The following is a 26,489-nucleotide window of genomic DNA, read 5'->3' as shown; positions in this document are numbered from 1 at the left end:
CGGGCGCCGCCTACATTGCTCCGCTCCCCCGTCGCGCCACCGCTCTCCCGGCGCGCTCCCGTCCCCGGCGGCCACCACGCCGAACAGGCGCCATGTCCCACGTCATCGCCATCGCCAACCAGAAGGGCGGGGTCGGCAAGACCACGACCGCGATCAACCTCGGCGCCAGCCTGGCCGCCGCCGAGCGCCGCACGCTCATCATCGACATGGACCCGCAGGGGAACACCACCAGCGGGCTGGGGGTGGACCCGCACCGGGCGAGCGCGTCGCTCTACAGCGTGCTCCTCGACATGGCGCCGCTGGGGATGGCGATCACCCGGTCGGCGCACCTCCCGCTCCTGGACGTGGTCCCCACCACCACCGACCTCGCCGGGGCGGAGGTGGAGATGCCGGAGATGCCGGACTGGCAGCTCCGCCTGCGCGCCGCGCTCGCCAGCGTGCGGGGGCTGTACGATTTCGTCCTGCTGGACTGCTCCCCCTCCTTCTCGGTCCTGACGCTGAACGCCCTCACCGCCGCCGACTCGGTGGTGGTGCCCATGCAGCCGGAGTTCTTCGCGCTGGAGGGGCTCTCCCAGTTCACGGACCTCGTCCGGGTGGTGCGGCAGCACCTCAACCCGGAGCTGCGGATCGAGGGGGTGCTCCTCACCATGGTCGACCAGCGGCTGGGGCTCACCCGGCAGGTGCGCGAGGAGGTCCGCAGGCACTTCGGCGGCCAGCTCCTCCAGACCGTCATCCCGCGCAACGTGACGCTGGCCGAGGCTCCGGGGTTCGGGCAGCCGGTCCTCACCTACCGGATCGACTCGGCCGGGGCGCAGGCGTACCTCGCCCTCGCGCGGGAGATCATCGGCCGGACGAGCCCCACGGAGCTCCCCCGCAGGGCCGCCGGTTGAGCCGCGGCAGCCGCTCCGAAGGGGCCTGCACGGCCCGTCCGGGGCGGTAATCCGCGCCCCGAACATGCCCTTCGCAAGCAAGTGCCGCCGCCACATGGGCTTACGCGTAAGCTGTTGTCTCGATTGCGTTTACGAAATGCGAAGGATCCCGTTGACTCCCTCCCCGCCGGGCCCTATACTTGTCTCCCCGGGGGCCGCCGGCCCCCTCCCGCCGACCGATCCGATCCTGGCGCGCGGCGCTACGATCGCTCCTTTTTCTGTACCTGCCCGGGGGGGTGTTTCACGATGGGAGATCTGCGTCCGGTCACGTTGAGCCTCGCCCTTCCGGCCGAGGTCGCCGACAAGGTCGAGGAGCTGCAGCGCAACCAGCCCGAGGTTCTCAGCCAGGGGCTCCGCTACGTGCTGCTCCGGAGGGAGATCTTCGACGTGCTCTCGACGGCCGCGGGGGGCCGCCTGGAGCCGAAACTGTTGACGTAGCCCCGCGCGGACCGTATAAATGGGGTCGGGACGGCTCTTAGAACCGCTCTCGGACACCCCATGCCGCACCTGGACCAAGAGCTCCGCACCAAGTACTCGGACTGGTGCTCGGCGCGCATCGCCGAGCACCTGCTGGCGCTGAGCCCCGAGGACGTGTTCCTCCTCAGCGAGCGCGGCGCCCTGAGCGACGCGACCCCGACGCCGGACGAGGCGTCGGGGTCGTTTTCATTCAGGAGCGGGTACTCGCCCGCGGAGCGCACCATCCGGGCAGCGTTCGAGGAGCTGGGGCTCCCCCCGTTCGCGGAATGGGCGGCGGAGTACACCCGCGACCCGGACCGCTTCGAGCGCGACCTCCTGGGCTTCCGGACCGTCGCACGGGGCGGCGAGGGGCTCCCCCGCACCGGGACCTGACCGCCCCGCCTTACCCCTCCCCCCCTCGGGACAGGAACCAGTCCACCGCCTCGCGGGCGATCTCCGGCGGGACCGAGTGGCCGCCCTCGAACTCGTGGTAGGTCACGTCGTACCCCACGCTCTGCACCCGCGGCACGATCTTCCGGCTGCACGCCTCCACGGGGAGCACCCGGTCGCCCCTGCCGTGCGAGACGAAGAGCCGCGGCGCCCCCTCCTGCCCCGCGGGCGCCAGGAAGCCGGGCGAGAAGGCGATCACGTGCGTGAACAGGTCGCCGTTGGTGATCCCCAGGGAGAGCGCGTACGACGCCCCGTCGGAGAAGCCGCCCACCGCCAGGCGGGCGGGGTCCACCGCGCAGCGGTCGAAGGTCTCCAGCAGCGCGCGGTCCAGCACCTCCACGTCCGGCCCGAAGCCGCCCATGATGACGTCCCACGTCTGCCCGCGCGACTCCGTGGCGAGGAGGACGATCCCGGCCTCGTCCGCCAGCGGCATCAGCGGGACCAGCCCGTGCTGCGCGTTCCCGCCCGCGCCGTGGAGCATCACCGCGAGCGGCGCCGGGCGGTTCGCCAGGTGGCAGGCGGGCAGGTAGAGCAGCCCGTCCCGCTCGTCGTCCGGCCCCAGCCGGTGGAGCCCCGGCGCGCCGAGCGTGCGCGGCTCCCCGGGGCGCACCCGCAGGCGCCCGTCCTCGTAGCCGAGGTCCCGCTGCATCGTCTCTCCCCTGGAGGTTCGGCCCGCCCTGCCGCCCTTCGGCCGCGGCGGAGGCGCGGCAGCGTGCAGGTTGCAGGCCGCTGCGGATGCCGGATGCGGAACGGCCCCGCCACGTGCGCCGTGGCGGGGCCGTCCAGCGTGGCTCCCCGGGTCTCGTCTTCCGGCCGATCTTACCGCGCCGCGAGCGCCGGGCCGGCGGAGCGGCGGTTGAAGGCGTAGGAGACGGGGTTCCCGTCCTCGGCCGTGGCCGTGGTGACGCCCAGCAGCCAGAGCGCGGTCGCCGCGGTGTCCATGGTGCGGACGTCGCCGGCCAGCTGCGTCCCGGCGCGGACCCCCTTCCCCCAGGTGATCCAGGGGATGGTCACGTCACGCGGATCGGAGCTGCCGTGGTTCCACCCGTGGCCCCCGTGGTCGGCGGTCACGATCACCGTGTAGTTCCCCTTCCCGAAGGCGCCGTCGGCGGCCTCCAGCACCGACTCCACCGCGTCGTCGGCCTTGCGCACGTTCCGGCCGTACATGTAGCTCATCCACCCCCAGAAGTGTCCGGCGTAGTCCGGCTCGCCGATGTGCACGAACATCAGGTTCGGCTTCTCCGTCCGCAGGTACTTCCTCACCTCGCGCACCGTCTGGCCCGCGGAGAGCTTGCCGCTGGTCGGAGAGTTGACGAAGCTCAGCGACCGCGGCGCCTCGAGGTGGTGGAACTTGGTCTTGCTGAAGAACGCCGCCGTCTTCAGTCCCTTCGCGTGCGCCGCCGCGAAGATGGTGGGGACCTCCACCGTCCCGTGCGAGTGCGTCCTGTCGGTGTTCCAGGTGATGCCGTGGTCCTCCGGCTCCAGCCCCGTGAGCATGGAGGTGTGCGACGGGAGCGTCTTGCTCGGCATGATGGTCCGGGCGTTGAGCGTGTAGCTCCCCTCCCGCATCAGCCGCATCAGCGTCCCGGCCCGGAACCTCCGGATCGCGTCCGGGCGCAGCCCGTCCAGCGAGATCACCACCACGTGGTCCGTGAGGTCGCCCCGGAAGGGGTTGGTGACCGCGGGCGTCCCCGGGTCCACCGCCAGGGCCGCCGCCGCTTCCGCCCGGAGCGGCGCGGCCGGCCGGTCCACGAGGGGCGCAAAGGCACCGAGCAGGGCGACGGACGCAAGAGTGGAAAGCGCCCGAAGCGGGGTGCGAAGTCGATTGGATCGCATCGGCTGTCCTCCAGTTCGGGGTCGGGGGCGCGCGGCGACGCTCCCGGGGAGCAGGCGCCCCAGGGGCGCCCTACCGGAGGGGCGTCTCACCAGCTATGTGTTTTCGTAGTAACAATTTAACACATCTGCCGGTAAAATTCCAGGGCGTCAGGCCGCCACCCCGCCCCGCAGGACCGCTCCCACTCGCTGCGCGGCCTCCCGCAGCCGCTCCTCGTCCTCGATCAGGGCGAAACGGACGTGTCCCTCCCCCTCCGGCCCGAAGCCGATCCCGGGGGAGACCACCACCCCCGCCTCCCGCAGCAGCATCCGCGCGAACTCCACCGACTGCATCTCCCGGAAGGGCTCCGGGATGGGGGCCCAGACGAACATGGTGGCGCGGGGGGCGGCGATCTCCCACCCCGCGTCGCGGAGCGCCCCCACCAGGGCGTCGCGGCGGCTCCGGTAGGTGTCCCGGGTGTCCGCGACGCACTCCTGCCCCGCCCGCAGCGCGTGCGCCGCGGCGATCTGGATGGGCTGGAAGATCCCGTAGTCCAGGTAGCTCTTGATCTTGGTGAGCGCCTGCACCATGGCCGCGTTCCCCACGCAGAAGCCCACGCGCCACCCGGCCATGCAGTACGACTTGGACATGGAGAAGAACTCCACCCCGATCTCCTTGGCGCCCGGCACCTGCAGGAGGCTGGGTGGCTCCTCCCCGAAGCCGAAGTCCGCGTACGCGAAGTCGTGCACCAGGAGGATCTGCTCGCTGCGGCACAGCTCCACCGCGCGCTCGAAGAACCCCAGGTCGGCCGTCAGCGTGGTGGGGTTGTTGGGGAAGGAGAGGACCAGCGCCTTCGGCCCCGGCGTCCCGGAGTGGGCGGCCTCCTCCACCTCGCCGAGCAGGGCGTCCGCGTCCACCTGGCCGGCGCCGTCGTCCTGGAGCGGGATGGTGCGGACGTTCCCCCCGGCGAAGATCACGGAGTAGGTGTGGATGGGGTACGCCGGCGCGGGGACCAGCACCGTGTCGCCGGGCGCCAGGATGGCGAGCATCAGGTGCGAGATCCCCTCCTTGGCGCCGATGGTGACCACCGTTTCCGTCTCCGCGTCCAGCTCCACCCCGTAGCGGCGGGCGTAGTGCTCGGCGATCCCCTCGCGCAGCCCGTAGATGCCGCGGGAGGCGCTGTAGCGGTGGTGCTTCCCCTCGGCCGCGTGCGAGACCAGCTCGTCCACGATGTGCTCCGGGGTGCGCAGGTCGGGGTTCCCCATCCCCAGGTCGATCACGTCCTCCCCCGCCTCGATGCGCTCCCGCTTCTCGGCGTTGATCTGCGCGAAGACGTAGGCGGGGAGGCGCCCCACCAGGGGGAAGTCCGCGGGGGTGCGGGGAGGCCAGGGGGCCTGCTCGTTGGGCTCGCTCATGCGTTCTCCGGCTCCGGTTCCAGGGGTTTCCGGCCCGGGACCATGCAGGATCCTCGCCGCGCGGGAGCGGGGAGCAGAAAAAAGCGCCCCGGCCGTGGGCCGGGGCGCTTTCGCCGCGCTCGGGTGCGTCGCGTGCCTCAGTCGGCGGCGACGTCCATGGGGGCCTCGGCCTCTTCGGCCTCGACCAGCTGCAGCGGGGTCACGGAGACCTTCTTGCGCTTCTTGTCGAAGCGGCCGAACTGCACGTGGCCGTCGACGAGCGCGAAGAGGGTGTCGTCGCTCCCGATCCCGACGTTCTCGCCCGGATGGAGCTTGGTGCCGCGCTGGCGCATGATGATGTTGCCGGCGCGAACGAACTCGCCGCCGAACTTCTTCACGCCCAGGCGCTGCGCGTTCGAGTCGCGGCCGTTGCGGGTAGAGCCGCCGCCCTTCTTATGTGCCATGGCCGGCCTCCTTTAGCCGAGGTTGATCTCGTTGACGCGGACCTCGGTGAACTTCTGCCGATGTCCCTGCTTGCGCCGGTAGTTCTTGCGGCGCTTGTGCTTGAAGATGATGATCTTCTCGCCCTTGCCGTGCCGGAGCACCTCCGCCGTCACCGCCGCACCGGAAACCAGGGGGGCGCCGACCTGCACCTGGTCGCCGTTCGCGCCGAGGAGGATGTCCTCGAAGCGGAGGGTCTGGCCCGGCTCGATGTCGACGGACGGGATGCGAAGCGTCTTGCCCGGCTCGGCCCGGAACTGCTTGCCGCCGGTGCGGATGATGGCGTACATGGTGGTTGAACTCCGTGAATCGGACGAAAGCCGGAACAAATGCAAGCCCTGAATATCAGCCGAAACCGCGCCCCTGTCAACCCGGGAGCGCGGTTCTTCGTTTACCCGAGAGCGTACTTCTGGGTCAGGTCCTGGCCGGACGAGCCGGAGGCGATCCGGAACCCGTCCTGGTTGAGCAGGGGGTCGTCGCGCAGGGTGAGCTTGACCTTGGTCTCCCGCTCCAGGCGCTTCGTGAAGTCACGCTCCTGCTCCACCACGTAGAGCGCCACCTCCGGGTGGACGCGCGCCACCAGGGAGCGCTCCTTCCCCTCCGTGGCGGCGCGGCGCACCGCGCGCTCGATGCGGCGCACGATGGTCTCCGGGGTGAAGATGCGGCCGGTGCCCGAGCAGCAGGGGCACCCCTCGGTCTGCGACTGGTAGAGCGACTGGCGGACCCGCTGCCGCGTCATCTCGATCAGCCCCAGCTCCGACACCTGGAACGCCTTGGTGCGGGCGCGGTCGCGGGCCAGGTGCGAGCGGAGCTCCTGGAGGACGCGCTCGCGGTTCTGCTTCGACTCCATGTCGATGAAGTCGCAGACGATGATCCCCCCCGTGTCGCGCAGCCGGATCTGCCGCGCGATCTCCTTGGCGGCGTCCAGGTTGGTCTTGAGGATCGTCTTCTCCGGGTCCTTCTTCCCGGTGTAGCGCCCGGTGTTGACGTCGATGGAGACCAGCGCCTCGGTGGGCTCGATGATGATGTACCCGCCCGAGGGGAGGAACACCTTGCGCTGGAAGGCCTCGTGGATGGCCTTCTCGATCCCCATGGCGTCGAAGAGCGGGACCGGCTCCTGGTACAGGTGCACCCGCTCGTTCAGCGACGGGTCCACGGTGTCCAGGTACTGGCGGACCTCCGCGTACACGTCGCGGCTGTCCACCGTGAGCGAGTCCACCTTCTGGGAGAACAGGTCGCGGATGATCCCCGCCGTGAGCTTCGCCTCGCGGTGCACCGGCGCGGGGGCCCGCCCCTTGGAGGCGCGCTTGCGGATCTGCTTCCAGGTGCCGATCAGCGACTGCATCTCGCGCGCGAAGGTCTCCTGCGTCAGCTCCTCGCCCACGGTGCGCACGATGACGCCGCCCGCGCCCTCGGGGAGGATCTCCTTCGCCAGGGCGCGGAGGCGGGCGCGCTCCTCGCGGTCCTCGATCTTGCGGGAGACGCCGACGTGGTCGGAGCCGGGCATGTACACCAGGAAGCGCCCGGGGAGGGAGACGTTCGCGGTGACGCGCGGCCCCTTGGTCCCGATGGGCTCCTTGGAGACCTGGACGATCAGGTCCTGCCCCTTCTTCACCACGTCCTGGATGGGCGGGTACCGGCGGGTGCGCCTGCGGTCGCCCCCCTCGTCGTCGTCCTCGTCCTCGGCGCCGCCGCCGTTGCCGTTCTCCTCCGCGGCGACGTCGGAGACGTGCAGGAAAGCCGCCTTCTCCGTCCCGATGTCGACGAAGGCCGCCTGGATCCCGGGGAGGACGGCGTCCACCTTCCCCAGGTAGACGTCGCCCACCATGCGCGCGGCGTCGGGACGGTCCACCATCAGCTCTACGAGGACGTCGTCCTCCAGGATGGCGACGCGCGTCTCCTTCGCCGTCGTGTTCATGAGGATCTCGCGCTTCACGCCGCCCCTCCCTTCCGGGCGGCGGCGGGACGACGCACCGTCCCCGCGCGCGGTCTCCCCGGGCGGGCGCTCCACGGCGCCCGCCGCACCTTGTTGCTCGTCATCTCGGACACCTGCTTCCGTGCGCCCGCTCGCGCGGGCACCGCAAACGCCCGCCGGCCGGCAGCCGCCGGCTCAGGGTGCCCCGGCCCGGGACGAACGTCGCCCCCCGGCGCGCACGGAGTGCCCCGCCCGGAGGCGGTGGCGTGCGCGCGCGGGAGCGGCGTTCCCCCGGTGCCGGTGCGGCACCCGGCGAGCTATCAGTGGGACAGCTCCTTGAGGAGGTTGCGGGCGATCACCAGCCGCTGGATCTCGCTCGTCCCCTCCCCGATCTCGCAGATCTTGGCGTCGCGCATCATGCGCTCCACCGGGTACTCCTTGGTGTAGCCGTACCCGCCGTGGATCTGCACGGCCTTGGTGGTCGCGCGCATGGCCAGCTCCGAGGCGAAGAGCTTGGCCATGGCGGCCTCCTTGGTGTACGGCCTCCCCTGCTCCTTGAGCCACGCGGCGTGGTAGACGAGGTGCCTGGCGGCCTCGATCTCCGTCGCCATGTCGGCCAGCATGAACTGGATCCCCTGGAACTCCGTGATCGCCCTGCCGAACTGCTTGCGCTCGGCGGCGTACGCGAGCGCCTGCTCGTAGGCGCCCTCGGCGATCCCCAGCGAGAGCGCGGCGATCCCGATCCGCCCGGAGTCCAGCGTCTTCATGAAGTTGATGAAGCCCATCCCCACCTCGCCCAGGACCTGTTCGTCCGGGACGAAGGCGTCCTCCAGGATCAGCTCGCGGGTGTCGGAGGCGCGCCACCCCATCTTGTCCTCCTTCTTCCCCGCCCGCACCCCCTCGGTGAAGGGGAGGTCCTCGGCGTGGCCGATCCCCAGCTCGCGGGCCTTCTCCAGGTCCGTGGTGGGCTTGGCGACGATGAAGGAGGTGATCCCCTTGCTGCCGCGCTCGCGGTCGGTGACCGCCGTGGCGACGAACACCTCGCCTACCCCGGCGTGCGTGATGAAGATCTTGCTCCCGTTCAGCACCCACCCGCCGTCCTTCTTCACGGCGGTGGTCTGGGTGCCGCCCGCGTCCGAGCCGGCGCCCGGCTCGGTGAGCCCGAACCCGCCCAGCACCTGCCCGGAGGCGAGGAGGGGGACGAAACGCTCCTTCTGCTCCGGCGTCCCGAAGTTGACGATGGGGGAGGTGCCCAGCGTGGTGTGCGCGGAGACGGTGATGGCGTGCGACGCGTCCACCTTGGCGAGCTCGTGGATCACGATCATGTAGGCGATGCCGTCCATCCCCGTGCCGCCCAGCTCCTCCGGCCAGGGGACGCCGAAGAGGCCCAGCTCGGACATCTTCTTGACGTTCTCCCAGGGGAACTCGGAGGTCTGGTCCAGCTCGCCGGCGACGGGCGCGATCTCGTTCCGGGCGAAATCGCGAACCATGTCGCGGATCATCAGGTGGTTCTCGTCGAAGTAGCGTTCCATGATCGGGCGTTCGAGGGCGACGGGTCGCGCGCGAAAAACACCGGAATGTAAGCCCGCGCACGCCGCCCGGAAAGAGACCTCAGGCGCGGGAGCCCTCCGCCTCCCCGGCCGCGGCCTCGCGGATGGCCCGCAGGAACGCTTCGCCGTACTTCTCCATCTTGGCCGGGCCGATCCCCGGCACGTCCAGCATCTCCGCTTCGTCGCGCGGGGCGCGCTTCGCCAGCTCCACCAGCGTGCGGTCGGCGAAGACGCAGTACGGGGGGAGCTTCGCCTCGCGCGACAGCTCGGTGCGGAGCGAGCACAGCCGCCCATACAGCTCCGCCTCGCGCCCGTCGGCGGGGCCGGGGCGCTCCTCCTTCCGCCGCGCCCGGCGCGCGCGCGGCTCGGGCTCCGCGACCTCGGCGCCCGGGTGGTCGGGGGCGTGCCGCTGGAGGACCTCCAGGAAAGGGTGCCCGTACTTCTCCAGGGTCTTCTCCCCCACCCCGGGGACGGCGAGCAGCTCCTCGGGGGTGGCGGGGCAGCGCGACGCGAAGGTGCGCAGCACCGAGTCCGGAAACACGAAGTACGGCGGGATCCCGGCCCGCAGCGCCACCCGCTTGCGCACCTCCCGCAGCTCGGCGAAGAGCGCCTCCTCGGCCTCGGAAGGGGGCGCCTGGGGGGCGGCGGCGGCGGCGTGGGAGGGCGTCTCCCCCGGCGCGCCCGCCGCCCCGGCCGGTAGGATCCCGCCGCCGCCGGCCCGCATGCAGTTGTCGCAGGCGCCGCACTCGTCCATGGCGGCCGCGTCGCCGAAGTAGCGCAGGACGAAGCCGCGCCGGCACCCCTCCGCGTAGGCATAGCGCTGCATCTCGGCCAGCTTGCGGGTGTCGCGCCGCTTCTTGGCCTCCAGCCCCTGCCAGTCGATGGGGAGACGCTGCACGGGGGTGGAGCGGTCGAGCACCACCACGCCCTCGCCGCTCCAGGCGCTCCACTCCACGAAGCCCTCCGCCTCCAGCGCGTCCAGCAGCCCTGCCACGCGCGCGCGGGGCCCCAGGTCGCGCCACTCCAGCTCCACGCCGCGGTACACGGCCTCGCCCCCGCCGACCTTCCAGAGCTGGCGGAGGAGCGCCACCTCGGCGTCGCGCCCCGCCTCGCCCAGCTCGCGGGTGATGCGCTTGGGGGTGGCGATGAGCCGCACGCGCAGCGCGGCGCCGCCGGCGGGGCTCTGCCGCACCAGCCCGAAGTCCTGCAGGATGCGGAGCGAGGAGTACACCTGCCGGTCGCCCTTCATCCCCGGGAGGGTGGCCGCGAACTCCGGGATCGGGATGGAGAAGAGCCCGGAGGAGTCCACCCCGTTGCGCAGGCCGCGCATCACCTCCTCCACCACCTTGCGGGGCGGGTTGCCCTGTTCGATGAAGAACTCGTGGGTGAAGCGGTCCTGGTACGCGTGCAGCAGGACGCACTCGGAGGGGGCGCCGTCCCGCCCGGCGCGCCCGGCCTCCTGGTAGTACGCCTCCATGTTGCCGGGCATGTTGTAGTGCACCACGATGCGGACGTCGGACTTGTCGATCCCCATCCCGAAGGCGTTGGTCGCCACCACCGCGGGGACCTCGCCGCTCATGAACGCTTCCTGGATCCGCTTCCGCTCGCCGTCCACCAGCCCGGCGTGGTACCCCACCGCCCGCACGCCTACCCCGTTCAGGAGCGAGGCCAGGGCGTCCACGCTCTTGCGCGTGGAGGCGTACACGATGGCGGAGCCCTCGCGCCCGCGCAGGAGCTTTAGGAGCAGGCGGTCCTTCTCGGAGTCGTTCTTGGCCCGCAGCACGTGCCAGTTCAGGTTCCGGCGGTCGAACCCGGTGACCAGCACCTCGGGGTCGCGCAGGTCGAGCTGCCGGACGATGTCGCGGCGGACCTCCTCCGTGGCCGTGGCGGTCAGCGCCGCAACCGGCGGGCTGCCGAGCGCCTCGCGGACGCGGCCGAGCCGCAGGTACGAGGGGCGGAAGTCGTGCCCCCACTCGGAGACGCAGTGGGCCTCGTCCACCGCCAGGAGAGACACGTTCAGGCGCGCGAGGCGGTCCTGGAAGCTCTCGGCGTCGAACCGCTCCGGGGCGACGTAGAGGAGCTTGTACTCGCCCCGCTCGGCGCCGTTCAGGCGCGCCGCCATCTCGCTCCCGCTCAACGTGGAGTTGATGAAGGTGGCGGGGAGGCCCCGGGCGTCCAGGGTGTCGACCTGGTCCTTCATCAGCGAGATCAGCGGCGACACCACGATGGTGACGCCGGGGAGCATCATCGCCGGGACCTGGTAGCAGAGCGACTTCCCTCCCCCGGTGGGCATCACCGTGAGCGAGTCGCGCCCGGAAAGGACGTTGCGGACGGCCTGGTCCTGCCCCGGCCGGAAGTCCGGGTACCCCCAGCACCGGTGCAGGACCTCGCGTGCGGGGTCGAGCGTCGGGTCGGCGGGCGCGTCGGCTCTGGGGGCGTCGGATGCCATCACGGTCAGCGGGAGTTCACGAAGGGTACAGGATCACGGCGGCTGCCTGTACACGAATGGGGGCGGGAGGGTCCGCCGCGGGGGAGGGGCCGGACCGGGAGTATCGGCAGGTGCGGCGGGACGGATGAGGGACGGCCTGGAGAAGGCGCGGCTCCGCGATCGAACGATCGGCGGCGTTCCGGGTACGGTTCCGGCACACACGTCATCCGAGGTGATCATGCGAGCACTCCTCCTCCTGGCCGGGCTCACGCTCTCCGTGGCGGCCCCCGGCCCGGGTTCCGCGCAGGCGGCGGCCGGCTCCGGAGCGCCGCACGTCCGCGTGCACGCCCACGTCCTGCTGATCGACCGCGCCGAGGCCCGGCGCATCGGCCTTCGGTACGCCCAGGCGGGCGGCGGCCGCATCCTGGCCGACCCGGGGAGGGGCCGGCGCGGGAGAGGGGGCGTCGGCGCCGTCGGCGAGGTCGCCGGCATCCCCTTCTCCGCCTTCGTGGAGCTGGCCCACGACCGGCGGCTCGTCCGCTCCGACACGCGGATGCAGGTGCTGGCGCTCTCCGGCTCCACCGCCGCCCTGGGGAGCGGGAGCCTGCGCGTGGGGCCCTACGGCACCGCACGCGCCCAGGGCCCGGAGCTCGTGGTGACCCCCACGGTCCAGGACGACGGCCGGGTGCGGCTGGAGGTGCGGGCCCGTCTCCGCGACGAGGTGACGGACCCGTACGGCTACGGGGTGGACGCCTCCCCGGTGGACGCCGCGACGGTCGTGGTGGTGCGCTCCGGCGACGAGGCCACGGTGGGGAACGTGCAGACCTCGACGCAGCGGGAGGACGCCGCGCTGCTGCGCTGGGAGGACGCCTCGGGATCGCGCGACGTCCTGGTGGTGCTCCGGCCCGAGATCGAGGAGCCGTAGCGTTCTAACCCCCCGACCTGTCGGCGCGCGGACGGACGGAACGAGGCCCCGGCACCACTCACGGTGCGGGGCCTTTCTGTCTGCTGAAGCGTCTGCCGGGGGAGCAGGTTCCTGCCGGCTGTGTCGGCGGTCCGCCATCAGTGCTCCCGCGCATCCGGTGCGGCCGCCGCCGGCCGGCTCTCCTCCCCCGCGAGCGCCGCCTCCAGCCCCCAGCGCGCCCCGTGCTCCCGCTGCAGCTCCCGCACGCGGCGCACCACCTGGGCGTACGCCACGTCCTCCGCGGTGGCGCGCGGCGCGCGCTTGGCCGGGCAGCGCGACTCCAGCGCCATCACCGAGCGCCAGCTGCAGGTGTGGCCGAACCCGAGGGCGTGCAGCAGCTCGTGCGCGACCAGGCCGGCTCCGCTCGGCTCGGCGAGGAGGGAGCCCCGCTGCAGCCGCACCTCGCCGTAGACGATGTCGCGGCCGTAGGCCCCGCTCACTCCCAGCCCGGCCGCGCGGAGCGACGGGTCGATCTGCACGTAGATGATGTCGTTGGGCGTGCTGTCGCCCACGGCGGCCGCCTCGCTGAACCGGGCCGGGCGCACCAGCCGGGCGCCGAAGTCGCGCTCCAGCGCCTCCGCCCCGCGCCAGAACCAGACCGAGTCGCGCGCGGTGACCGGCGCGCCGGAGAACTCCCGGTCGAAGACGACCCGCAGAGGGAAGAACGCCTCCGGCCAGGTGCGCACCCCCGCCTCGGTGCCGGCGCCGCGCCGCAGGAACGCCGAGCACCCGTCGCACACCGGCGCGAAGGCGAGGCGCGGACTGATCTCCACCCGCTCGCCGGCGTACGCCCCCGCGGGGATGGTCCACTCCCGGGGCACGAGCACGAAGTCCTGCCCCTCGTCCACGTCCTTCGCCTCCACGCGCACCTCCGCCGGGTGGTAGCGCGCCGCCGCCGCATCGCCCTCGCGGACCGCCAGCGTCAACCCGTCGCGGCCGACCCCTTTCGGCAGCGGGAGCACAAACCTCCCGTCGGAACCGACCGTCGCCGATTCCGCGAACGCCCCGTCCGAGAGGACGACGCGCACCCCCGCGACACTCCCCCCGTCCGCCGCCACCACCCGGCCGGCCACCGCCGGGCCGTCCGCCTGGGCCGCCGCGGACAGCGCGGCGCCCCCCAGGAAGAGGAGACCGGCGGAGAGAATAAGAAGCTTCATGATCCTCTGGCGGGCAACGCGTTCGAGCGACACACGTGTTTCCCCGTACACGGCGGCGCCGATTTCGTTTGCCGTCGGCGCGTGACGTGGAAGGTTGGCGCCGGAGGTGCGCCCGCCGTATGTTCAAGCGTTCACGCCAGAACCGCTCCGCCCTGTCCCCGTATGCCATGAAGCGAGCATCGTTCTCCCGCGCCCTCGTCGCGGCGGCACTGGCCGCGGCCGCCCTGCCCGCGAGCGTCCCCGCGCAGACCCCCGGCGCCGCCCAGGCCGCCGGTCCCGTGACCGCCGCGTACCGGGAGCGCGCCGACCGGCTGATCGACCGCGCCCTGGCGGACAGCACCGGCTGGAACCGCCTCGCCGTGCTGGTGGACCGCTTCGGCCCCCGGTTCAGCGGCTCGCCCAACCTGGAGGCGGCCATCGACTGGATCCTCGCCGAGATGCGGAAGGACGGGCTGGACAACGTCCGCGGCGAGCCCGTGATGGTGCCGCACTGGGTGCGCGGCCGGGAGTCCGCAGAGATGGTCTCGCCCCGCCTGCAGAGCCTCCCCATGCTGGGGCTGGGCGGGAGCATCGCCACGCCGCCCGGGGGGATCACCGCCGAGGTTCTGGTGGTGGGGAGCTTCGACGAGCTGACCCGCCGCGCCGCCGAGGCACGCGGGAAGATCGTCGTCTTCGACGTCCCCTTCACCACCTACGGCGCGACGGTGCGCTACCGGACCAACGGCGCCATCGAGGCGGCCCGCGTGGGCGCAGTCGCGAGCCTGGTCCGCTCGGTCACGCCCTTCTCCATGAAGACGCCGCACACCGGCAGCATGCGCTACGACACCGCGGTCGCGAAGATCCCGCACGCCGCGATCACGGTGGAGGACGCCATGATGCTCCACCGCATGCAGGAGCGCGGCGAGCGCCCCCGGGTGCGGCTGGAGATGAACGCGCAGACGCTCCCGGACGCGCAGTCGCGCAACGTGGTCGCCGAGATCCGCGGGCGCGAGCGCCCCAACGAGGTGGTGGTGCTCGGCGGGCACATCGACTCGTGGGACGTGGGCCAGGGCGCCATGGACGATGCCGGCGGGAGCGTGGCCGCGTGGGAGGCGGTGCGGCTGATGAAGGAGCTGGGGCTCCGCCCGCGCCGCACGGTCCGCGTGGTGCTCTGGACCAACGAGGAGAACGGCCTGCGGGGCGCCAATGCCTACCGCGACCGGCACCGCGCCCAGGTCCCGAACCACGTCCTCGCCATCGAGTCGGACGCGGGAGTGTTCAAGCCCACCGGCTTCGGCTTCACCGGCCCGGACTCGGCGTACGCCCTGGTGCGCCAGGTAGGGAGCCTGCTGGAGCGGATCGACGCCGGCAACGTCACCCGGGGCGGCGGCGGCGCGGACATCGGCCCCATCATGGCGCTGGGGGTCCCGGGGATGGGGCTCGCCGTGGAGCCCACCGAGTACTTCTGGTACCACCACACCGACGCGGACACCCTGGACAAGCTGGACCCGCGCGAATTCGCCGAGTCGGTGGCGGCGATGGCGGTGATGGCCTTCGTCGTCGCCGACATGCCGGAGCGGCTGCCGTTCGGCACACCGGCCGCGGCGAACTGAAGCCGGGAGACGAGCCGCCGGGCCCGGGGCGAGGAGCCGGCCGTCCGGGTCCGCCGACGGCAGAAATCCTTGCCTGACGCCCCTCCGCCGCTCATCTATAGTTTATCGCCGGACCAACGAACTCCGAAGCTCGCCCTGTCCCCCACCAGGAGCGCAACGATCGATGTCCACTCTCCCCGTGGTGATCCAGCCACGCCGCTTCGGTCAGACCTCGCGCCGCGACGCCTGGTGGGTACAGCCCGCGGTGACCTTCACGATCCTGGCGTCCTTCGTCGTCTACGCCACCTGGGCCGCCCTCCAGGGCGAGCACTACACCTTCGGACCGTACCTCTCGCCCTTCTACTCGCCGGAGCTCTGGGGCAGCTCGCCGCACGCCTGGCTCGGACCGAAGCCGGCGTGGTGGCCGGGGTGGCTCCTCTTCTCCCCGGCGCTGCTCATCCTCCCCTTCCCCGGCCTCTTCCGCTTCACCTGCTACTACTACCGCGGCGCCTACTACAGGGCGTTCTGGGCCGACCCGCCCGCCTGCACCGTGGGGGAGCCGCGCAAGGGCTACCTGGGGGAGCGCTTCTTCCCCCTGATCCTGCAGAACGCCCATCGGTACTTCCTCTACATCGCCCTGTTGTTCCTCGTGATCCTGGCCTACGACGCCTGGAAGGCGTTCTGGTTCGCCGACGAGGCCACGGGGAGGACCGAGTTCGGCGTGGGGCTCGGGACGCTGGTGCTCACCCTCAACGTGGTGCTGCTGAGCGGCTACACGCTGGGCTGCCACTCGCTGCGCCACCTGGTGGGTGGGCGGATCGACCAGCTTTCCCGGCACCCGGCGCAGCACGCCTGCTACCAGGGGTGCAGCCGCCTCAACGGCCATCACATGAAGTGGGCGTGGGCCAGCCTCATCGGCGTGGCCTTCGCCGACCTCTACGTGCGGATGTGCTCGATGGGGATCTGGACGGACTGGAGGATCCTCTGATGGCCGAATACCAGACCCACGAGCACGACGTGCTGGTGATCGGCGCGGGGGGGGCGGGGCTCCGGGCCGCGATCGCCGCGGCGGCGGAAGGGGTCTCGGTGGGGCTGATCTGCAAGTCGCTCCTGGGGAAGGCCCACACCGTGATGGCCGAGGGCGGCGCGGCGGCGGCGATGGGGAACGTGGACGAGCGCGACAGCTGGCAGGTGCACTTCGCCGACACCATGCGCGGAGGTCAGTACCTCAACAACTGGCGGATGGCCGAGCTGCACGCCAGGGAGGCCCCGGAGCGGATCCGCGAGCTGGAGGCGTGGGGCGCGCTCTTCGACCGCACCGCCGACGGCCGCATCCTGCAGCGCAACTTCGGGGGGCACCGCTACCCGCGCCTGGCCCACGTCGGCGACCGCACCGGGCTGGAGATGATCCGCACCCTTCAGGACCACGGGGTGCACCGGGGGATCGACGTGCACATGGAATGCACGGTGCTCACCCTCCTGCTGGACGGGGAGCGGGTCTCGGGGGCTTTCGCCTACGACCGCGAGCGGGGGCGCTTCCGCCTCTTCCGCGCCCGAGCGGTGGTGCTGGCGACCGGCGGGATCGGGCGGGCGTACAAGATCACCAGCAACTCGTGGGAGTACACCGGGGACGGGCACGCCCTGGCCTACCACGCGGGAGCGGCGCTGCAGGACATGGAGTTCGTGCAGTTCCACCCCACGGGGATGGTGTGGCCGCCGAGCGTGCGCGGGATCCTGGTGACGGAGGGGGTGCGCGGCGAAGGGGGAATCCTGGTGAACAGCGACGGCCGGCGCTTCATGTTCGACGACATCCCCGAGAACTACCGTGCGCAGACCGCCGACTCCCCGGAGGAGGGGTGGCGCTACACCCAGGGCGACAAGGACGCCCGCCGCCCGCCGGAGCTCCTCACCCGCGACCACGTGGCCCGGTGCATCGTGCGCGAGGTGCGGGAGGGGCGTGGGAGCCCGCACGGCGGGGTGTACCTGGACATCGCCTGGATCCGCGAAAGGCTCCCCGACGCCGCGGAGCACATCCGCAGGAAGCTCCCCAGCATGTACCACCAGTTCATGCAGCTCGCCCACATCGACATCACCAGGGAGGCGATGGAGGTGGGGCCGACCACGCACTACGTCATGGGCGGGATCCGGGTGGACGGGGACACCCAGATGTCCACCGTGCCGGGGCTCTTCGCCGCCGGCGAGTGCGCGGCCGGCCTGCACGGCGCCAACCGGCTGGGGGGGAACTCCCTCTCCGACCTCCTGGTCTTCGGCAAGCGCGCGGGAGAGCACGCCGCCCGATTCGCCCGTGAGAACGGGCCGCCCGCCGCCGACCCTGCGACCGCGGACGAGGCCGCACGCCGCGCGCTGGAGCCGTTCGACCGCGGCGCCTCCGGCGAAGGCCCCTACCAGGTGCAGTACGACCTCCAGGAGATGATGCAGGAGCTGGTGGGAATCGTGCGCCGTGAGGAGGAGATGGAACGCGCGCTGGAGGGGATCGCCGAGCTGTGGGAGCGGGCGGCGCGGGTGGGGGTGGCGGGGAACCGGGAGTACAACCCCGGCTGGCACACCGCGCTCGACCTCCCCAACCTGCTCACCGTCTCCGAGGCGGTGGCGCGCTCGGCGCTGGAGCGGAAGGAGAGCCGCGGCGGGCACTTCCGCGACGACTACCCGGACAAGGACCCGGCGTACGGCAGCTTCAACGTCCTCGTCCAGAAGGGACCCGACGGGGAGATGCGGATCACGCGCGAGCCCATCCGCGAGATGCCGGCGGAGCTCAAGCAGATCATCGAGGAGAACCGATGAGCACGACCGAGAGGGCCGCGGCGCCCGCGGGCGCGCGGGGTGAGGAGGTCGTGCGCGCCGGCCAGCGCGCGGCGGAGAAGCTGGAGCGGGCCGCTCCACCGCCTGGACAGCGGGCGACCTTCCGCATCTGGCGCGGGGACGCTGCGGGGGGAAGGCTCCAGGACTACACCACAGACGTGTCCGAGGGGATGGTGGTGCTGGACGCCGTCCACCAGATCCAGGCGGAGCAGGCCAACGACCTGGCGGTGCGCTGGAACTGCAAAGCGGGGAAGTGCGGCTCCTGCTCGGCCGAGGTCAACGGGATGCCCAAGCTGATGTGCATGACCCGCCTCAGCGACCTGGACCTGGGCCAGCCGGTGACGGTGGAGCCGATGCGCGCCTTCCCACCGCTCCGCGACCTGGTGACGGACGTGTCGTGGAACTTCCGGGTCAAGGAGCGCATCAAGCCGTTCCGCCCGCGGGCGCCCGACGCCCCGGACGGCACCTGGCGGATGGACCAGCGCGACGTCGACCGGGTGCAGGAGTTCCGCAAGTGCATCGAGTGCTTCCTCTGCCAGGACGTCTGCCACGTGCTGCGCGATCACGGGAAGCACGAGGAGTTCATCGGCCCGCGGTTCCTGGTGCAGGTCGCCGCGCTCGAGATGCACCCCCTCGACACCGAGGACCGGGTGGACGAGCTCAGGGAGGCGTACAACATCGGCTACTGCAACATCACCAAGTGCTGCACCAAGGTGTGTCCCGAGCACATCACCATCACGGACAACGCCATCATCCCGCTCAAGGAGCGGGTGGTGGACCGGCACTACGACCCACTCGCCAAGCTCGTCCAACTCGTACGCGGGAGGAAGCCATGATCCGGGTCGTCCACCTGTTCGACGTCAAGAAGGGAGTCTCCGAGGTCGCCTTCATCGAGTGGCTCGACGCGAAGCTCGACGTCGCCTCGCGCCAGTTCGGCTGCGTCGACCGGAAGACGTGGGCGCTTCTGGAGGGCTTCGCCGGCAGCTACGCGCACCCGAAGCCGGTCAGGGACCGGCCGAAGTACGTCAACGAGGCATACTGGCGCGACATGGACGGGCCGAACCAGTTCCGGGACTGGCTCACGAAGACCGCCGAGGGGCGGGAGATCCACGACCACTGGTTCAAATCCATCGAGAACCACACCGTGCTGCGCTACGTCGAGGGCTGGGCGAAGGTCGAGATGGAGGGCTGAAACGGAGAGCCGGCCCCGCGCGAACGCGGGGCCGGTCTCGTGGGGTCCGCCAGGCCGACGCTAGGTCGTCTGCTTGTACAGGATCGCCTTCTTCACCTCGCCGATGGCCTTGGTGATCCGGATCTCGCGGGGGCACGCGTCCGTGCAGTTGAAGATGGTGCGGCAGCGCCACACGCCCTCGCGGGTGTTCAGGATCTCCAGCCGCTCGCTCCCCCCGTTGTCGCGCGAGTCGAAGATGAAGCGGTGGGCATTGACGATCGCCGCCGGCCCGACGAACTCCTCGCTCGCCCAGAACGACGGGCACGAGGTGGTGCACGCCGCGCAGAGGATGCACTTGGTGGTGTCGTCGAAGCGCTCCCGGTCCTCGATGGACTGGAGGCGCTCCCGCACCGGCGGGCGCGAGTCGTTGATCATGAAGGGGAGCACGGAGCGGTACTGCGCGAAGAAGGGCTCCATGTCCACCACCATGTCCTTGATGACCCGGAAGCCCATCAGCGGCTCCACCGTCACCGTGTCGCCCATGTCCTTCATCAGCACCTTGCACGCCAGGCGGTTCACCCCGTTGATCCGCATGGCGTCCGAGCCGCACACCCCGTGGGCGCACGAGCGGCGGTAGGAGAGCGTCCCGTCCTCGTACCACTTCACCTGGTTCAGCGCGTCGAGCACCCGGTCTGTGGGCTCGACGTTCACGGTGTACTCGCGCGTGGTGGGCTCCCGGTCCGTCTCCGGGTTGAAGCGGAAGAGCCGGAGCGTCACCCTGCGGGTTCCCGGAGGAGCCGCCGCGGGCCTGTTCGTGTTGGCAGCCGTCTGCGCCATCAGTACACCCTCTCCTTCGGCTGGAACCTGGTGATCGTGACCGGCTTGTAGGAGATGTCCAGCTCGCCGCCGTCACCCAGCGTCACCAGCGTGTGCTTCAGCCAGTTGGCGTCGTCGCGCGTCTCGTAGTCCTCGCGCATGTGGGCGCCGCGGCTCTCCGTGCGGTTCAGCGCGCTCAGCGCCGTCACCTCCGCCAGGTCCAGGAGGTTCCCCGCCTCCCAGGCCTCCAGCAGGTCCGTGTTGAAGCGGCGCCCCTTGTCCATCACCACCACGTTGGCGTAGCGCTCCTTCAGCCCGCGCACCTTCCGGAGCGCCTCCTCCATCCCGGCGCCCTCGCGGAAGATGCCGACGTTGTCCTGCATCGTGTCCTGCATCTCCTCGCGGAGCCGGGCCGCGGGCTCGCCCTTCTCCGTCGCCAGCAGGCGTGCGAAGGTCTCCTCCACCCGCGCCGTCGGGTTGGGCGGGAGCGGCGGCAGCTCCGCCTCCCGGCAGTAGCGCGCCATGTCCAGCCCCGACCGCTTGCCGAACACCACCAGGTCCAGGAGCGAGTTGGTCCCCAGCCGGTTGGCGCCGTGCACCGAGACGCAGGCGCACTCGCCGGCCGCGTAGAAGCCCGGGATCACGGTGTTGTCGGCGTCGCCCAACACGCGGCAGTTCACGTCGGTGGGGATCCCGCCCATGGCGTAGTGCGCCGTGGGCTGGATGGGCATGGGGTCCTTCACCGGGTCCACGCCCAGGTAGGTGCGGCAGAAGTCCGCGATGTCCGGGAGCTTCTTCTCGATCACCTCGGAGCCCAGGTGCGTGGCGTCCAGGTAGACGTACTTCTTCCCGTTGATCCCCCGCCCCTCCCGGATCTCCCGGTTGATGGCGCGGGCCACCACGTCGCGCGAGGCCAGGTCCTTCATGGTGGGGGCGTAGCGCTCCATGAAGCGCTCGCCGTGGTCGTTGCGGAGCACCCCGCCCTCGCCGCGCACCCCCTCCGTGATCAGGATCCCCAGCTTGTAGATCCCGGTGGGGTGGAACTGGTAGAACTCCATGTCCTGCAGCGGCACCCCGCGCCGGAGCGCCACCGCCACCCCGTCGCCCGTGTTGGCGTAGGCGTTGGAGGTGATGGACCAGATGCGCCCGTGCCCGCCGGTGGTGAAGTTCACCGCCTTGGCGCGGAACACGTGCAGGTCGCCCGTGTCGATGTGCCAGGCCACCACCCCGCAGCAGCGGCCGTCCTCGATGAGGACGTCCACCACCTGGAACTCGTCGAAGAAGTCGACCCCGTTCTTGATGCAGTTCTGGTACAGGGTCTGGAGGATCATGTGCCCCGTGCGGTCCGCCGCGTAGCACGAGCGGCGCACCGGGCCCTGCCCGAAGTGGTGGGTGTGCCCGCCAAAGGGGCGCTGGGCGATCCTGCCGTCCTCCGTGCGCGAGAAGGGGAGCCCCATGTGCTCCAGCTCCACGATCACGTCGACGGCCTCGTTGCACATGACCTCGATGGCGTCCTGGTCGCCCAGGTAGTCCGACCCCTTCACGGTGTCGAACGCGTGCCACTCCGGGCTGTCCTCCTCCAGGTTCGCCAGCGCCGCGCCGATCCCGCCCTGCGCGGCTCCGGTGTGCGAGCGGGTGGGGTACAGCTTGGAGATCACCGCCGTGCGGAGGCCGGGCTGGCGGGAGAGGTAGATCGCGGACATGAGCCCGGCCCCCCCGCCGCCGACGACCAGGGCGTCGTACGTATGGGTATGGATCATCGGTTGACGAGGGTCGCGGGGTCGAAGGTGAGCAGCGCGAACACCGCCACCGTCATCGCGCCGAGCACGATCGTGTACACCACCGCCTTGACCGCCAGCTGACGCCCTGGACTCCGGACGTAGTCCTCGATGTTGTAGCGGGCGCCGTTCAGGCCGTGCAGCATGGCGAAGAGCACGAGCGCCACGTTGAAGAGGCGCCAGAAGGGGTTGTTCCAGCGCTCGATCACCACGGCCGAGTCCAGGTGCTCCACCCCGATCACGAGGTTCCACCACACCAGGTGGTACAGCGAAAGGAAGATCAGGACGAGCCCCGAGATGCGCATGAAGAACCAGGAGAGCACCTCGAAGTTGCTGCGCTTCCCCGTGGGACGGAGGTACCCGCCGCCGCCGCGCGCGGAGCCGCGCTCCACCACCTGCGCGGGGGCGCTCACAGGACCACCTCCCCGTCGGCGTGGCCGGCCGTCTCGATGCAGGCCGGGGCGTCGGGGAACTGCGCGCACCGCTCCCGGTGCCGCTGCACGCCGGGCTCCTCCGCCAGCCCGAAGAGCGGCGCGAGCATCATCCAGGTCACGGGGAGCATCGCGAGCACCACCACCACCGCGGACGCCCACACGAGCTGCCGCTGCCGCTCCATCACGTACGGCCAGAAGTCCTGCACGATGATCCGCAGCCCGTTCACGGCGTGGAAGAGGACCGAGAAGAAGATGATGAGCTCCGCGAAGCGGAAGAGCCCGGTCTTGTAGCTCGCCAGGAAGTTGTCGTAGATGTCCGGGAAATAGATGACGGTGGCGGTCTCCACCACGTGGATGATGAGGAAGAGCAGGATGCCCAGCCCCGTCACCCGGTGCAGGATCCACGTCCACATCCCCTCGCGCCCGCGGTAGCTGAGCGAGTTGCCGAGGGAGGTGCGTCGCGCGTTGGCCATGATGCAGTCTCCGGGGGATACATAGCGCACACAACACGAACACGGCGCGCCCCGTCACCCGGGGCGCGCCGTGCGGTCGGAGCCTCAGACCAGCTTCATCGGCTCGCGGACCGCGTCGGCCGACTTCTCCAGCTCGGCACGCTCCTCCGCGGTCAGCTCCACCTCGATCACCCGCTCCAGGCCGTTCCGCCCCAGCTTGCAGGGGACGCCCAGGAACAGGTCGCTCATCCCGTACTCGCCCTGCAGCCACGCGGCGCAGGGGAGGATCCGCTTCTTGTCCTTGACGATCGCCTCGGCCATCTGCACCGCGCCCGCCGAGGGGGCGTAGTAGGCGGAGCCGGTCTTGAGGTACTTCACGATCTCCGCGCCGCCGTTGCGGGTGCGGTCCACGATGGCGTCCAGCGTCGCCCGGTCCATGAGCTGGGTGACGGGGATCCCGGAGACGGTGGTGTAGGAGATCAGCGGCACCATGGTGTCGCCGTGCCCGCCCAGCACCATCGCCTGGATGTCCTCGACGGACACGTCCAGCTCCATGGCGATGAACGAGCGGTAGCGCGCCGTGTCCAGCACCCCCGCCATCCCGATCACCCGCTCGCGCGGGAAGCCGGAGGCCTGCATCGCCACGTAGCACATCACGTCCAGCGGGTTGCTGACCATGATGATGATGGCGTCCGGGGAGACCCGGGCGATGTTCTCGGAGACCTGGCGGACGATCCCGGCGTTGGTGGTCAGCAGGTCGTCGCGGCTCATCCCCGGCTTGCGGGCGATCCCGGCCGTGACGATGTAGATCCCCGACCCGGCAGACTCCTCGTATCCGTTGGTCCCGATCACGCGCGCGTCGAAGCCCTCGATGGGCGCGGACTCCCACTGGTCGAGCCCCTTCCCCTGCGGGATCCCCTCGGCGATGTCGATCAGGACGACCTGGCGCGCGAGCTCCTTCTCGGCGACGCGCTGCGCCGCGGTGGCGCCCACATTCCCGGCGCCGACTACCGTAATCTTGTCCATTTATCCGGAAGCTGGAGTGTTGGCCCGAAAAACCGCGATTTTCGCCCGGTTCCGCGCCAAATTAGACCCCCGCCCCCGCGGTGTCAACCAAACGGGACACCCCGGATACACAGTCGTTTCGGGGGATGCTGGAAGCTCGGAAATGGTCCGCCGGGGCGCGGTCAGCGGAGCTCGGGAGGGGAGAGCTGGCGGAGCGCTTCGTACAGCGCGATCCCGACGGAGGTGGAGAGGTTGAGCGAGCGCGTCTCCGGCCGCATGGGGATGCGGACGGCGTGGGCGGGGTCGGCGATGAGGGCGTCCGGGAGCCCCCGCGACTCCGGCCCGAAGAGGAGCACGTCGCCGGGGGCGAAGCGGGCGTCCCAGAGCGTGCGCTCCGCCCTGGTGGTGAAGCTCCAGACACGGCGCCCCTCCACCTGCGCGGCGAAGTCCGCCCAGGCGGCGTGCACGTGGTACTCCACGTGCTGCCAGTAGTCCATCAGCGCCCGCTTCGCCTTGGGGTGCGTGAAGGAGAAGCCCAACCGGCCGATCAGGTGCAGCGGGGCGCCCGCCGCGCCGCAGGTGCGCGCCACGGCGCCGGCGTTCCCCGGGATCTCCGGCTCGAAGAGGGCGACGTGGACGGGATCGGCGGGCATTCCCGACGGGTCCGCCGCGTCCGTCATCCCCCCACCTGCGAGAGCGCCCGCAGCCCGCCGCTCCCCGCGTCGCTCCCCTGCACCAGCCAGTGCCGCTCCGGCTTGATCCGCAGCGTCTCGCGCACCCGCGGCTCGATGGGCTCGCCGCGGCGGAGCGGCCCGCGCAGGTCGGTCTGCAGGTGGCCGAAGAGGCAGGGGCGGAGCTGCCCGTCGGCCGTGAGGCGCATCCGGTTGCAGCTCCCGCAGTAGTTGTGGCTCATGGGCGTGATGACGCCCACCGTCCCCGCGGCGCCCGGGAAGGCATGGTAGCGCGCCGGCCCGTTCCCCGCCGGCCCCGGCACCGGCCGCAGGTCGCCGACCTCGCGGACCCGCGCCAGCATCTCGTCCGCCGACACGTACTCGTCCTGCGACACGCCCAGGTTGTCGCCGGTGGGCATCACCTCGATGAAGCGAACGTGCCAGGGGCGCTCGCGCGTGACCGCGGCGAAGTCCGCGACCTCGTCGTCGTTGCGGCCGCGCATCACCACGCAGTTCACCTTGATCGGCGCGAACCCCGCCCGCTCGGCGGCCATGAGCCCCGCGAAGATCGCCTCCGCGGACCCGGCGCGACGCGAGATGGCGTCGATCCGCTCCGGGCGGAGCGAGTCCAGGGAAACGTTCACCCGGTCCACCCCCGCCTCGCGCAGCGCCCCCGCCTGGTCGGCCAGCAGCACCGCGTTGGTGGAAAGGGCCACGTCCTCGATCTCCGGGACCGCGCGGATCAGCCGCACCAGCTCGGGGAGGTCGCGCCTCACCAGCGGCTCGCCCCCGGTCAGCCGCACCCGCCGCAGCCCCATCCCCGCCATGACCCGCACCAGCTCCGCGATCTCCTCGTAGCGCAGGATCTCCTCGCGCCGGAGCCAGGGCAGCCCCTCCTCCGGCATGCAGTAGACGCAGCGGAGGTTGCACTTGTCCGTCACGGAGATGCGCAGGTACTCGATGCGCCGCCCGAAGCCGTCCCGCATGGGGCCGGCCTCCGGGACCTCGCGCCGCTCCGCCGGAGGGGTGGTCCCCCCGATCTGCACCAGCGGCCCGCTCACCGTGCCCCCTCCTCCACCTGCGGGGTGAAGCCCGGCACCCACTCCGAGTCTCCGTCCACGTACCCCTCCCGCTTCCAGACGGGGACGCGCCGCTTCAGCTCCTCGATCACGTAGCGCGACGCCTCGTACGCCTCCGCGCGGTGGGGCGAAGCCACGACGATGGCGACGCTCGCCTCCCCCACCTCCAGCCGTCCCACCCGGTGCACCACCGCGATCTCCCCCGTCCCCCACCGCTCCCGCGCCTCGGCGGCGATCTCGCGGAGCTTCGCCTCGGCCATGGGGGCGTACGCCTCGTACTCCAGGTGGCTCACCGGCCGCCCCCCGTGCTCGTTGCGGACGACGCCCCAGAAGAGGAGCGCCGCGCCGTCCGAGGGAGCCACCGTGTCCCGGAGGAGCGCCGCGGCGTCGATCGGGTCGCGGGTGACGTGGAACCGGGTCGCCGACACCGTCACCCTCCGGCCACCGGCGGGATGAAGGCGACCTCGTCCCCGTCGCTCAGCGGCGTGGAGAGCGGGGCGTACTCCAGGTTCACGGCGACGGCGGGAGAGTCCGGGAGCGCGGCGAGGCCCGGCCGGGCGGCGCGCAGCTCGCGGACCAGGTCGCGCACCGTCGCGGCGGCGGGGAGCTCCACCTCCAGCTCCTCGGCGCCGGCCAGGTCGCGGTAGGTGGCGAAAAAGAGGGAGCGGACGGTCATGGGCCGGAGCGCAAGAGAAAGCGGGGCAGCAGGAACCCCCTGCTACCCCGCCCTCCCACGCAGGTTCGGAGGCGCCGGGCGTCACCCCGCGCCGGAAGCGCCCGGCCCCGGCAGGTTCTGCCGCACCTCCTCCGGCGGGGCGAGCGTCACGAAGAACTGCGACACCTCGTGGTGCATCCGCGAGCTGGAGCCGCGGACCACCGTCTTGCCGTCCCGCGTCCCCACCCCGATGCTCACGTCGGCCGCCTCCGTCCGGAGACGGATGTGCGAGTCGCTCGAATCCACCTCGAAGGCCCCGTAGGGGGAGAACTGCATCGAGAAGAAGGAGCGGGCCTGCTCGATCACCTCCGCGGGGGAGAGGTTCGTCTCGACTTCCTGGATCAGCATACGCCCTCCGGTCAGGGTTCGGTCCGCGCCCCGGGGGGGCAGGGACCGTGCCAGCCGCGGCGGGCCTCAGCG

At 71.5% G+C, this 26,489-nt stretch carries 28 protein-coding genes; 9 read left to right on the top strand and 19 right to left on the bottom strand.

Annotated features, from left to right (window positions below; all coding sequences use genetic code 11):
- Positions 1-92 precede the first annotated feature (92 nt).
- The 3 genes from VGR37_12340 (at position 93) to VGR37_12330 (ending at position 1,778) form a co-directional block, all read left to right on the top strand.
- Positions 93-890: a ParA family protein gene (locus VGR37_12340; protein HEV2148184.1), complete on the top strand. Its 798-nt coding sequence runs from the start codon at positions 93-95 to the stop codon at positions 888-890.
- 285 nt (positions 891-1,175) lie between these two features.
- Positions 1,176-1,367, top strand: coding sequence for a hypothetical protein (locus tag VGR37_12335; protein HEV2148183.1), 192 nt, complete (start codon positions 1,176-1,178; stop codon positions 1,365-1,367).
- A gap of 60 nt (positions 1,368-1,427) precedes the next feature.
- A complete protein-coding gene (locus VGR37_12330) occupies positions 1,428-1,778 on the top strand; it encodes a hypothetical protein (protein HEV2148182.1) in 351 nt (116 codons plus the stop codon).
- Between the two features lie 10 nt (positions 1,779-1,788).
- On the opposite strand, the gene VGR37_12325 is transcribed toward VGR37_12330, so the two are convergent.
- The 8 genes from VGR37_12325 to VGR37_12290 all read right to left on the bottom strand — a co-directional run bounded on the left by VGR37_12325 (position 1,789) and on the right by VGR37_12290 (position 11,457).
- Positions 1,789-2,484 (bottom strand): hypothetical protein, encoded by a 696-nt coding sequence (locus VGR37_12325; GenBank protein HEV2148181.1) that lies wholly within the window; start codon positions 2,482-2,484, stop codon positions 1,789-1,791.
- 170 nt (positions 2,485-2,654) lie between these two features.
- Positions 2,655-3,671 carry an ectonucleotide pyrophosphatase/phosphodiesterase gene (locus VGR37_12320; GenBank protein HEV2148180.1) on the bottom strand — a complete coding sequence of 339 codons (1,017 nt, stop codon included), beginning with the start codon at positions 3,669-3,671 and terminating at the stop codon, positions 2,655-2,657.
- A 147-nt stretch (positions 3,672-3,818) separates the two neighbouring features.
- The gene (locus VGR37_12315; GenBank protein HEV2148179.1) at positions 3,819-5,063 is read right to left on the bottom strand and encodes an aminotransferase class I/II-fold pyridoxal phosphate-dependent enzyme; all 1,245 of its coding nucleotides are present in this window, start codon (positions 5,061-5,063) and stop codon (positions 3,819-3,821) included.
- Positions 5,064-5,200: 137 nt separating this feature from the next.
- Entirely contained in the window at positions 5,201-5,506 is a 306-nt protein-coding gene (gene rpmA / locus VGR37_12310) for a 50S ribosomal protein L27 (GenBank protein ID HEV2148178.1), read from the bottom strand.
- Positions 5,507-5,518: 12 nt separating this feature from the next.
- Positions 5,519-5,833, bottom strand: a complete 315-nt coding sequence (rplU, locus tag VGR37_12305; GenBank protein ID HEV2148177.1) for a 50S ribosomal protein L21 — start codon at positions 5,831-5,833, stop codon at positions 5,519-5,521.
- A 101-nt stretch (positions 5,834-5,934) separates the two neighbouring features.
- Positions 5,935-7,479, bottom strand: coding sequence for an Rne/Rng family ribonuclease (locus VGR37_12300; GenBank protein ID HEV2148176.1), 1,545 nt, complete (start codon positions 7,477-7,479; stop codon positions 5,935-5,937).
- Positions 7,480-7,778: 299 nt separating this feature from the next.
- The gene (locus VGR37_12295) at positions 7,779-8,990 is read right to left on the bottom strand and encodes an acyl-CoA dehydrogenase (protein ID HEV2148175.1); all 1,212 of its coding nucleotides are present in this window, start codon (positions 8,988-8,990) and stop codon (positions 7,779-7,781) included.
- Positions 8,991-9,069: 79 nt separating this feature from the next.
- Positions 9,070-11,457 (bottom strand): RecQ family ATP-dependent DNA helicase, encoded by a 2,388-nt coding sequence (locus VGR37_12290; protein ID HEV2148174.1) that lies wholly within the window; start codon positions 11,455-11,457, stop codon positions 9,070-9,072.
- Between the two features lie 217 nt (positions 11,458-11,674).
- On the opposite strand from VGR37_12290, the gene VGR37_12285 reads away from it, so the two are divergent.
- Positions 11,675-12,361, top strand: a complete 687-nt coding sequence (locus tag VGR37_12285) for a hypothetical protein (protein HEV2148173.1) — start codon at positions 11,675-11,677, stop codon at positions 12,359-12,361.
- A 137-nt stretch (positions 12,362-12,498) separates the two neighbouring features.
- Here the strand turns inward: VGR37_12285 and VGR37_12280 are convergent, their stop codons facing one another.
- On the bottom strand, positions 12,499-13,557 hold the full coding sequence (locus VGR37_12280) for a hypothetical protein (GenBank protein ID HEV2148172.1): 1,059 nt from the start codon (positions 13,555-13,557) through the stop codon (positions 12,499-12,501).
- Between the two features lie 167 nt (positions 13,558-13,724).
- On the opposite strand from VGR37_12280, the gene VGR37_12275 reads away from it, so the two are divergent.
- The 5 genes from VGR37_12275 (at position 13,725) to VGR37_12255 (ending at position 19,140) form a co-directional block, all read left to right on the top strand.
- The gene (locus VGR37_12275; protein HEV2148171.1) at positions 13,725-15,149 is read left to right on the top strand and encodes a M28 family metallopeptidase; all 1,425 of its coding nucleotides are present in this window, start codon (positions 13,725-13,727) and stop codon (positions 15,147-15,149) included.
- 163 nt (positions 15,150-15,312) lie between these two features.
- Positions 15,313-16,116, top strand: a complete 804-nt coding sequence (locus VGR37_12270) for a hypothetical protein (GenBank protein ID HEV2148170.1) — start codon at positions 15,313-15,315, stop codon at positions 16,114-16,116.
- Positions 16,116-17,930 carry a fumarate reductase/succinate dehydrogenase flavoprotein subunit gene (locus VGR37_12265; protein ID HEV2148169.1) on the top strand — a complete coding sequence of 605 codons (1,815 nt, stop codon included), beginning with the start codon at positions 16,116-16,118 and terminating at the stop codon, positions 17,928-17,930. Before VGR37_12270 ends, VGR37_12265 begins: the two co-directional genes overlap by 1 nt.
- Positions 17,927-18,784, top strand: a complete 858-nt coding sequence (locus VGR37_12260) for a succinate dehydrogenase/fumarate reductase iron-sulfur subunit (GenBank protein ID HEV2148168.1) — start codon at positions 17,927-17,929, stop codon at positions 18,782-18,784. Before VGR37_12265 ends, VGR37_12260 begins: the two co-directional genes overlap by 4 nt.
- Entirely contained in the window at positions 18,781-19,140 is a 360-nt protein-coding gene (locus VGR37_12255) for a hypothetical protein (protein ID HEV2148167.1), read from the top strand. The genes VGR37_12260 and VGR37_12255 overlap by 4 nt, the downstream gene beginning before the upstream one ends.
- Positions 19,141-19,200: 60 nt before the next feature.
- Here VGR37_12255 and VGR37_12250 read toward each other — a convergent pair whose 3' ends face one another.
- The 10 genes from VGR37_12250 to VGR37_12205 form a co-directional block, all read right to left on the bottom strand.
- The gene (locus VGR37_12250; protein HEV2148166.1) at positions 19,201-19,956 is read right to left on the bottom strand and encodes a succinate dehydrogenase iron-sulfur subunit; all 756 of its coding nucleotides are present in this window, start codon (positions 19,954-19,956) and stop codon (positions 19,201-19,203) included.
- Positions 19,956-21,695: a succinate dehydrogenase flavoprotein subunit gene (gene sdhA, locus VGR37_12245; GenBank protein HEV2148165.1), complete on the bottom strand. Its 1,740-nt coding sequence runs from the start codon at positions 21,693-21,695 to the stop codon at positions 19,956-19,958. The genes VGR37_12250 and sdhA overlap by 1 nt, the downstream gene beginning before the upstream one ends.
- Positions 21,692-22,126, bottom strand: a complete 435-nt coding sequence (locus VGR37_12240; protein HEV2148164.1) for a hypothetical protein — start codon at positions 22,124-22,126, stop codon at positions 21,692-21,694. The genes sdhA and VGR37_12240 overlap by 4 nt, the downstream gene beginning before the upstream one ends.
- The gene (gene sdhC / locus VGR37_12235; GenBank protein HEV2148163.1) at positions 22,123-22,620 is read right to left on the bottom strand and encodes a succinate dehydrogenase, cytochrome b556 subunit; all 498 of its coding nucleotides are present in this window, start codon (positions 22,618-22,620) and stop codon (positions 22,123-22,125) included. The genes VGR37_12240 and sdhC overlap by 4 nt, the downstream gene beginning before the upstream one ends.
- Positions 22,621-22,704: 84 nt before the next feature.
- Positions 22,705-23,625: a malate dehydrogenase gene (gene mdh / locus VGR37_12230; protein HEV2148162.1), complete on the bottom strand. Its 921-nt coding sequence runs from the start codon at positions 23,623-23,625 to the stop codon at positions 22,705-22,707.
- Positions 23,626-23,786: 161 nt separating this feature from the next.
- Complete coding sequence (locus tag VGR37_12225) at positions 23,787-24,284, bottom strand: tRNA (cytidine(34)-2'-O)-methyltransferase (protein ID HEV2148161.1); 498 nt, start codon at positions 24,282-24,284, stop codon at positions 23,787-23,789.
- The gene (gene moaA, locus VGR37_12220; GenBank protein ID HEV2148160.1) at positions 24,281-25,336 is read right to left on the bottom strand and encodes a GTP 3',8-cyclase MoaA; all 1,056 of its coding nucleotides are present in this window, start codon (positions 25,334-25,336) and stop codon (positions 24,281-24,283) included. Before moaA ends, VGR37_12225 begins: the two co-directional genes overlap by 4 nt.
- A complete protein-coding gene (locus VGR37_12215) occupies positions 25,333-25,782 on the bottom strand; it encodes a molybdenum cofactor biosynthesis protein MoaE (GenBank protein HEV2148159.1) in 450 nt (149 codons plus the stop codon). The genes moaA and VGR37_12215 overlap by 4 nt, the downstream gene beginning before the upstream one ends.
- Before the next feature lie 2 nt (positions 25,783-25,784).
- Positions 25,785-26,030: a molybdopterin converting factor subunit 1 gene (gene moaD, locus VGR37_12210; protein ID HEV2148158.1), complete on the bottom strand. Its 246-nt coding sequence runs from the start codon at positions 26,028-26,030 to the stop codon at positions 25,785-25,787.
- 81 nt (positions 26,031-26,111) lie between these two features.
- Positions 26,112-26,417 (bottom strand): hypothetical protein, encoded by a 306-nt coding sequence (locus VGR37_12205; protein HEV2148157.1) that lies wholly within the window; start codon positions 26,415-26,417, stop codon positions 26,112-26,114.
- Positions 26,418-26,489 lie beyond the last annotated feature (72 nt).

It is taken from the genome of Longimicrobiaceae bacterium, assembly GCA_035936415.1.
Lineage (GTDB): Bacteria > Gemmatimonadota > Gemmatimonadetes > Longimicrobiales > Longimicrobiaceae > JAFAYN01.
Note: the sequence above shows the minus strand (reverse complement) of the source record. Positions and strands in the feature narration are given on the sequence as shown.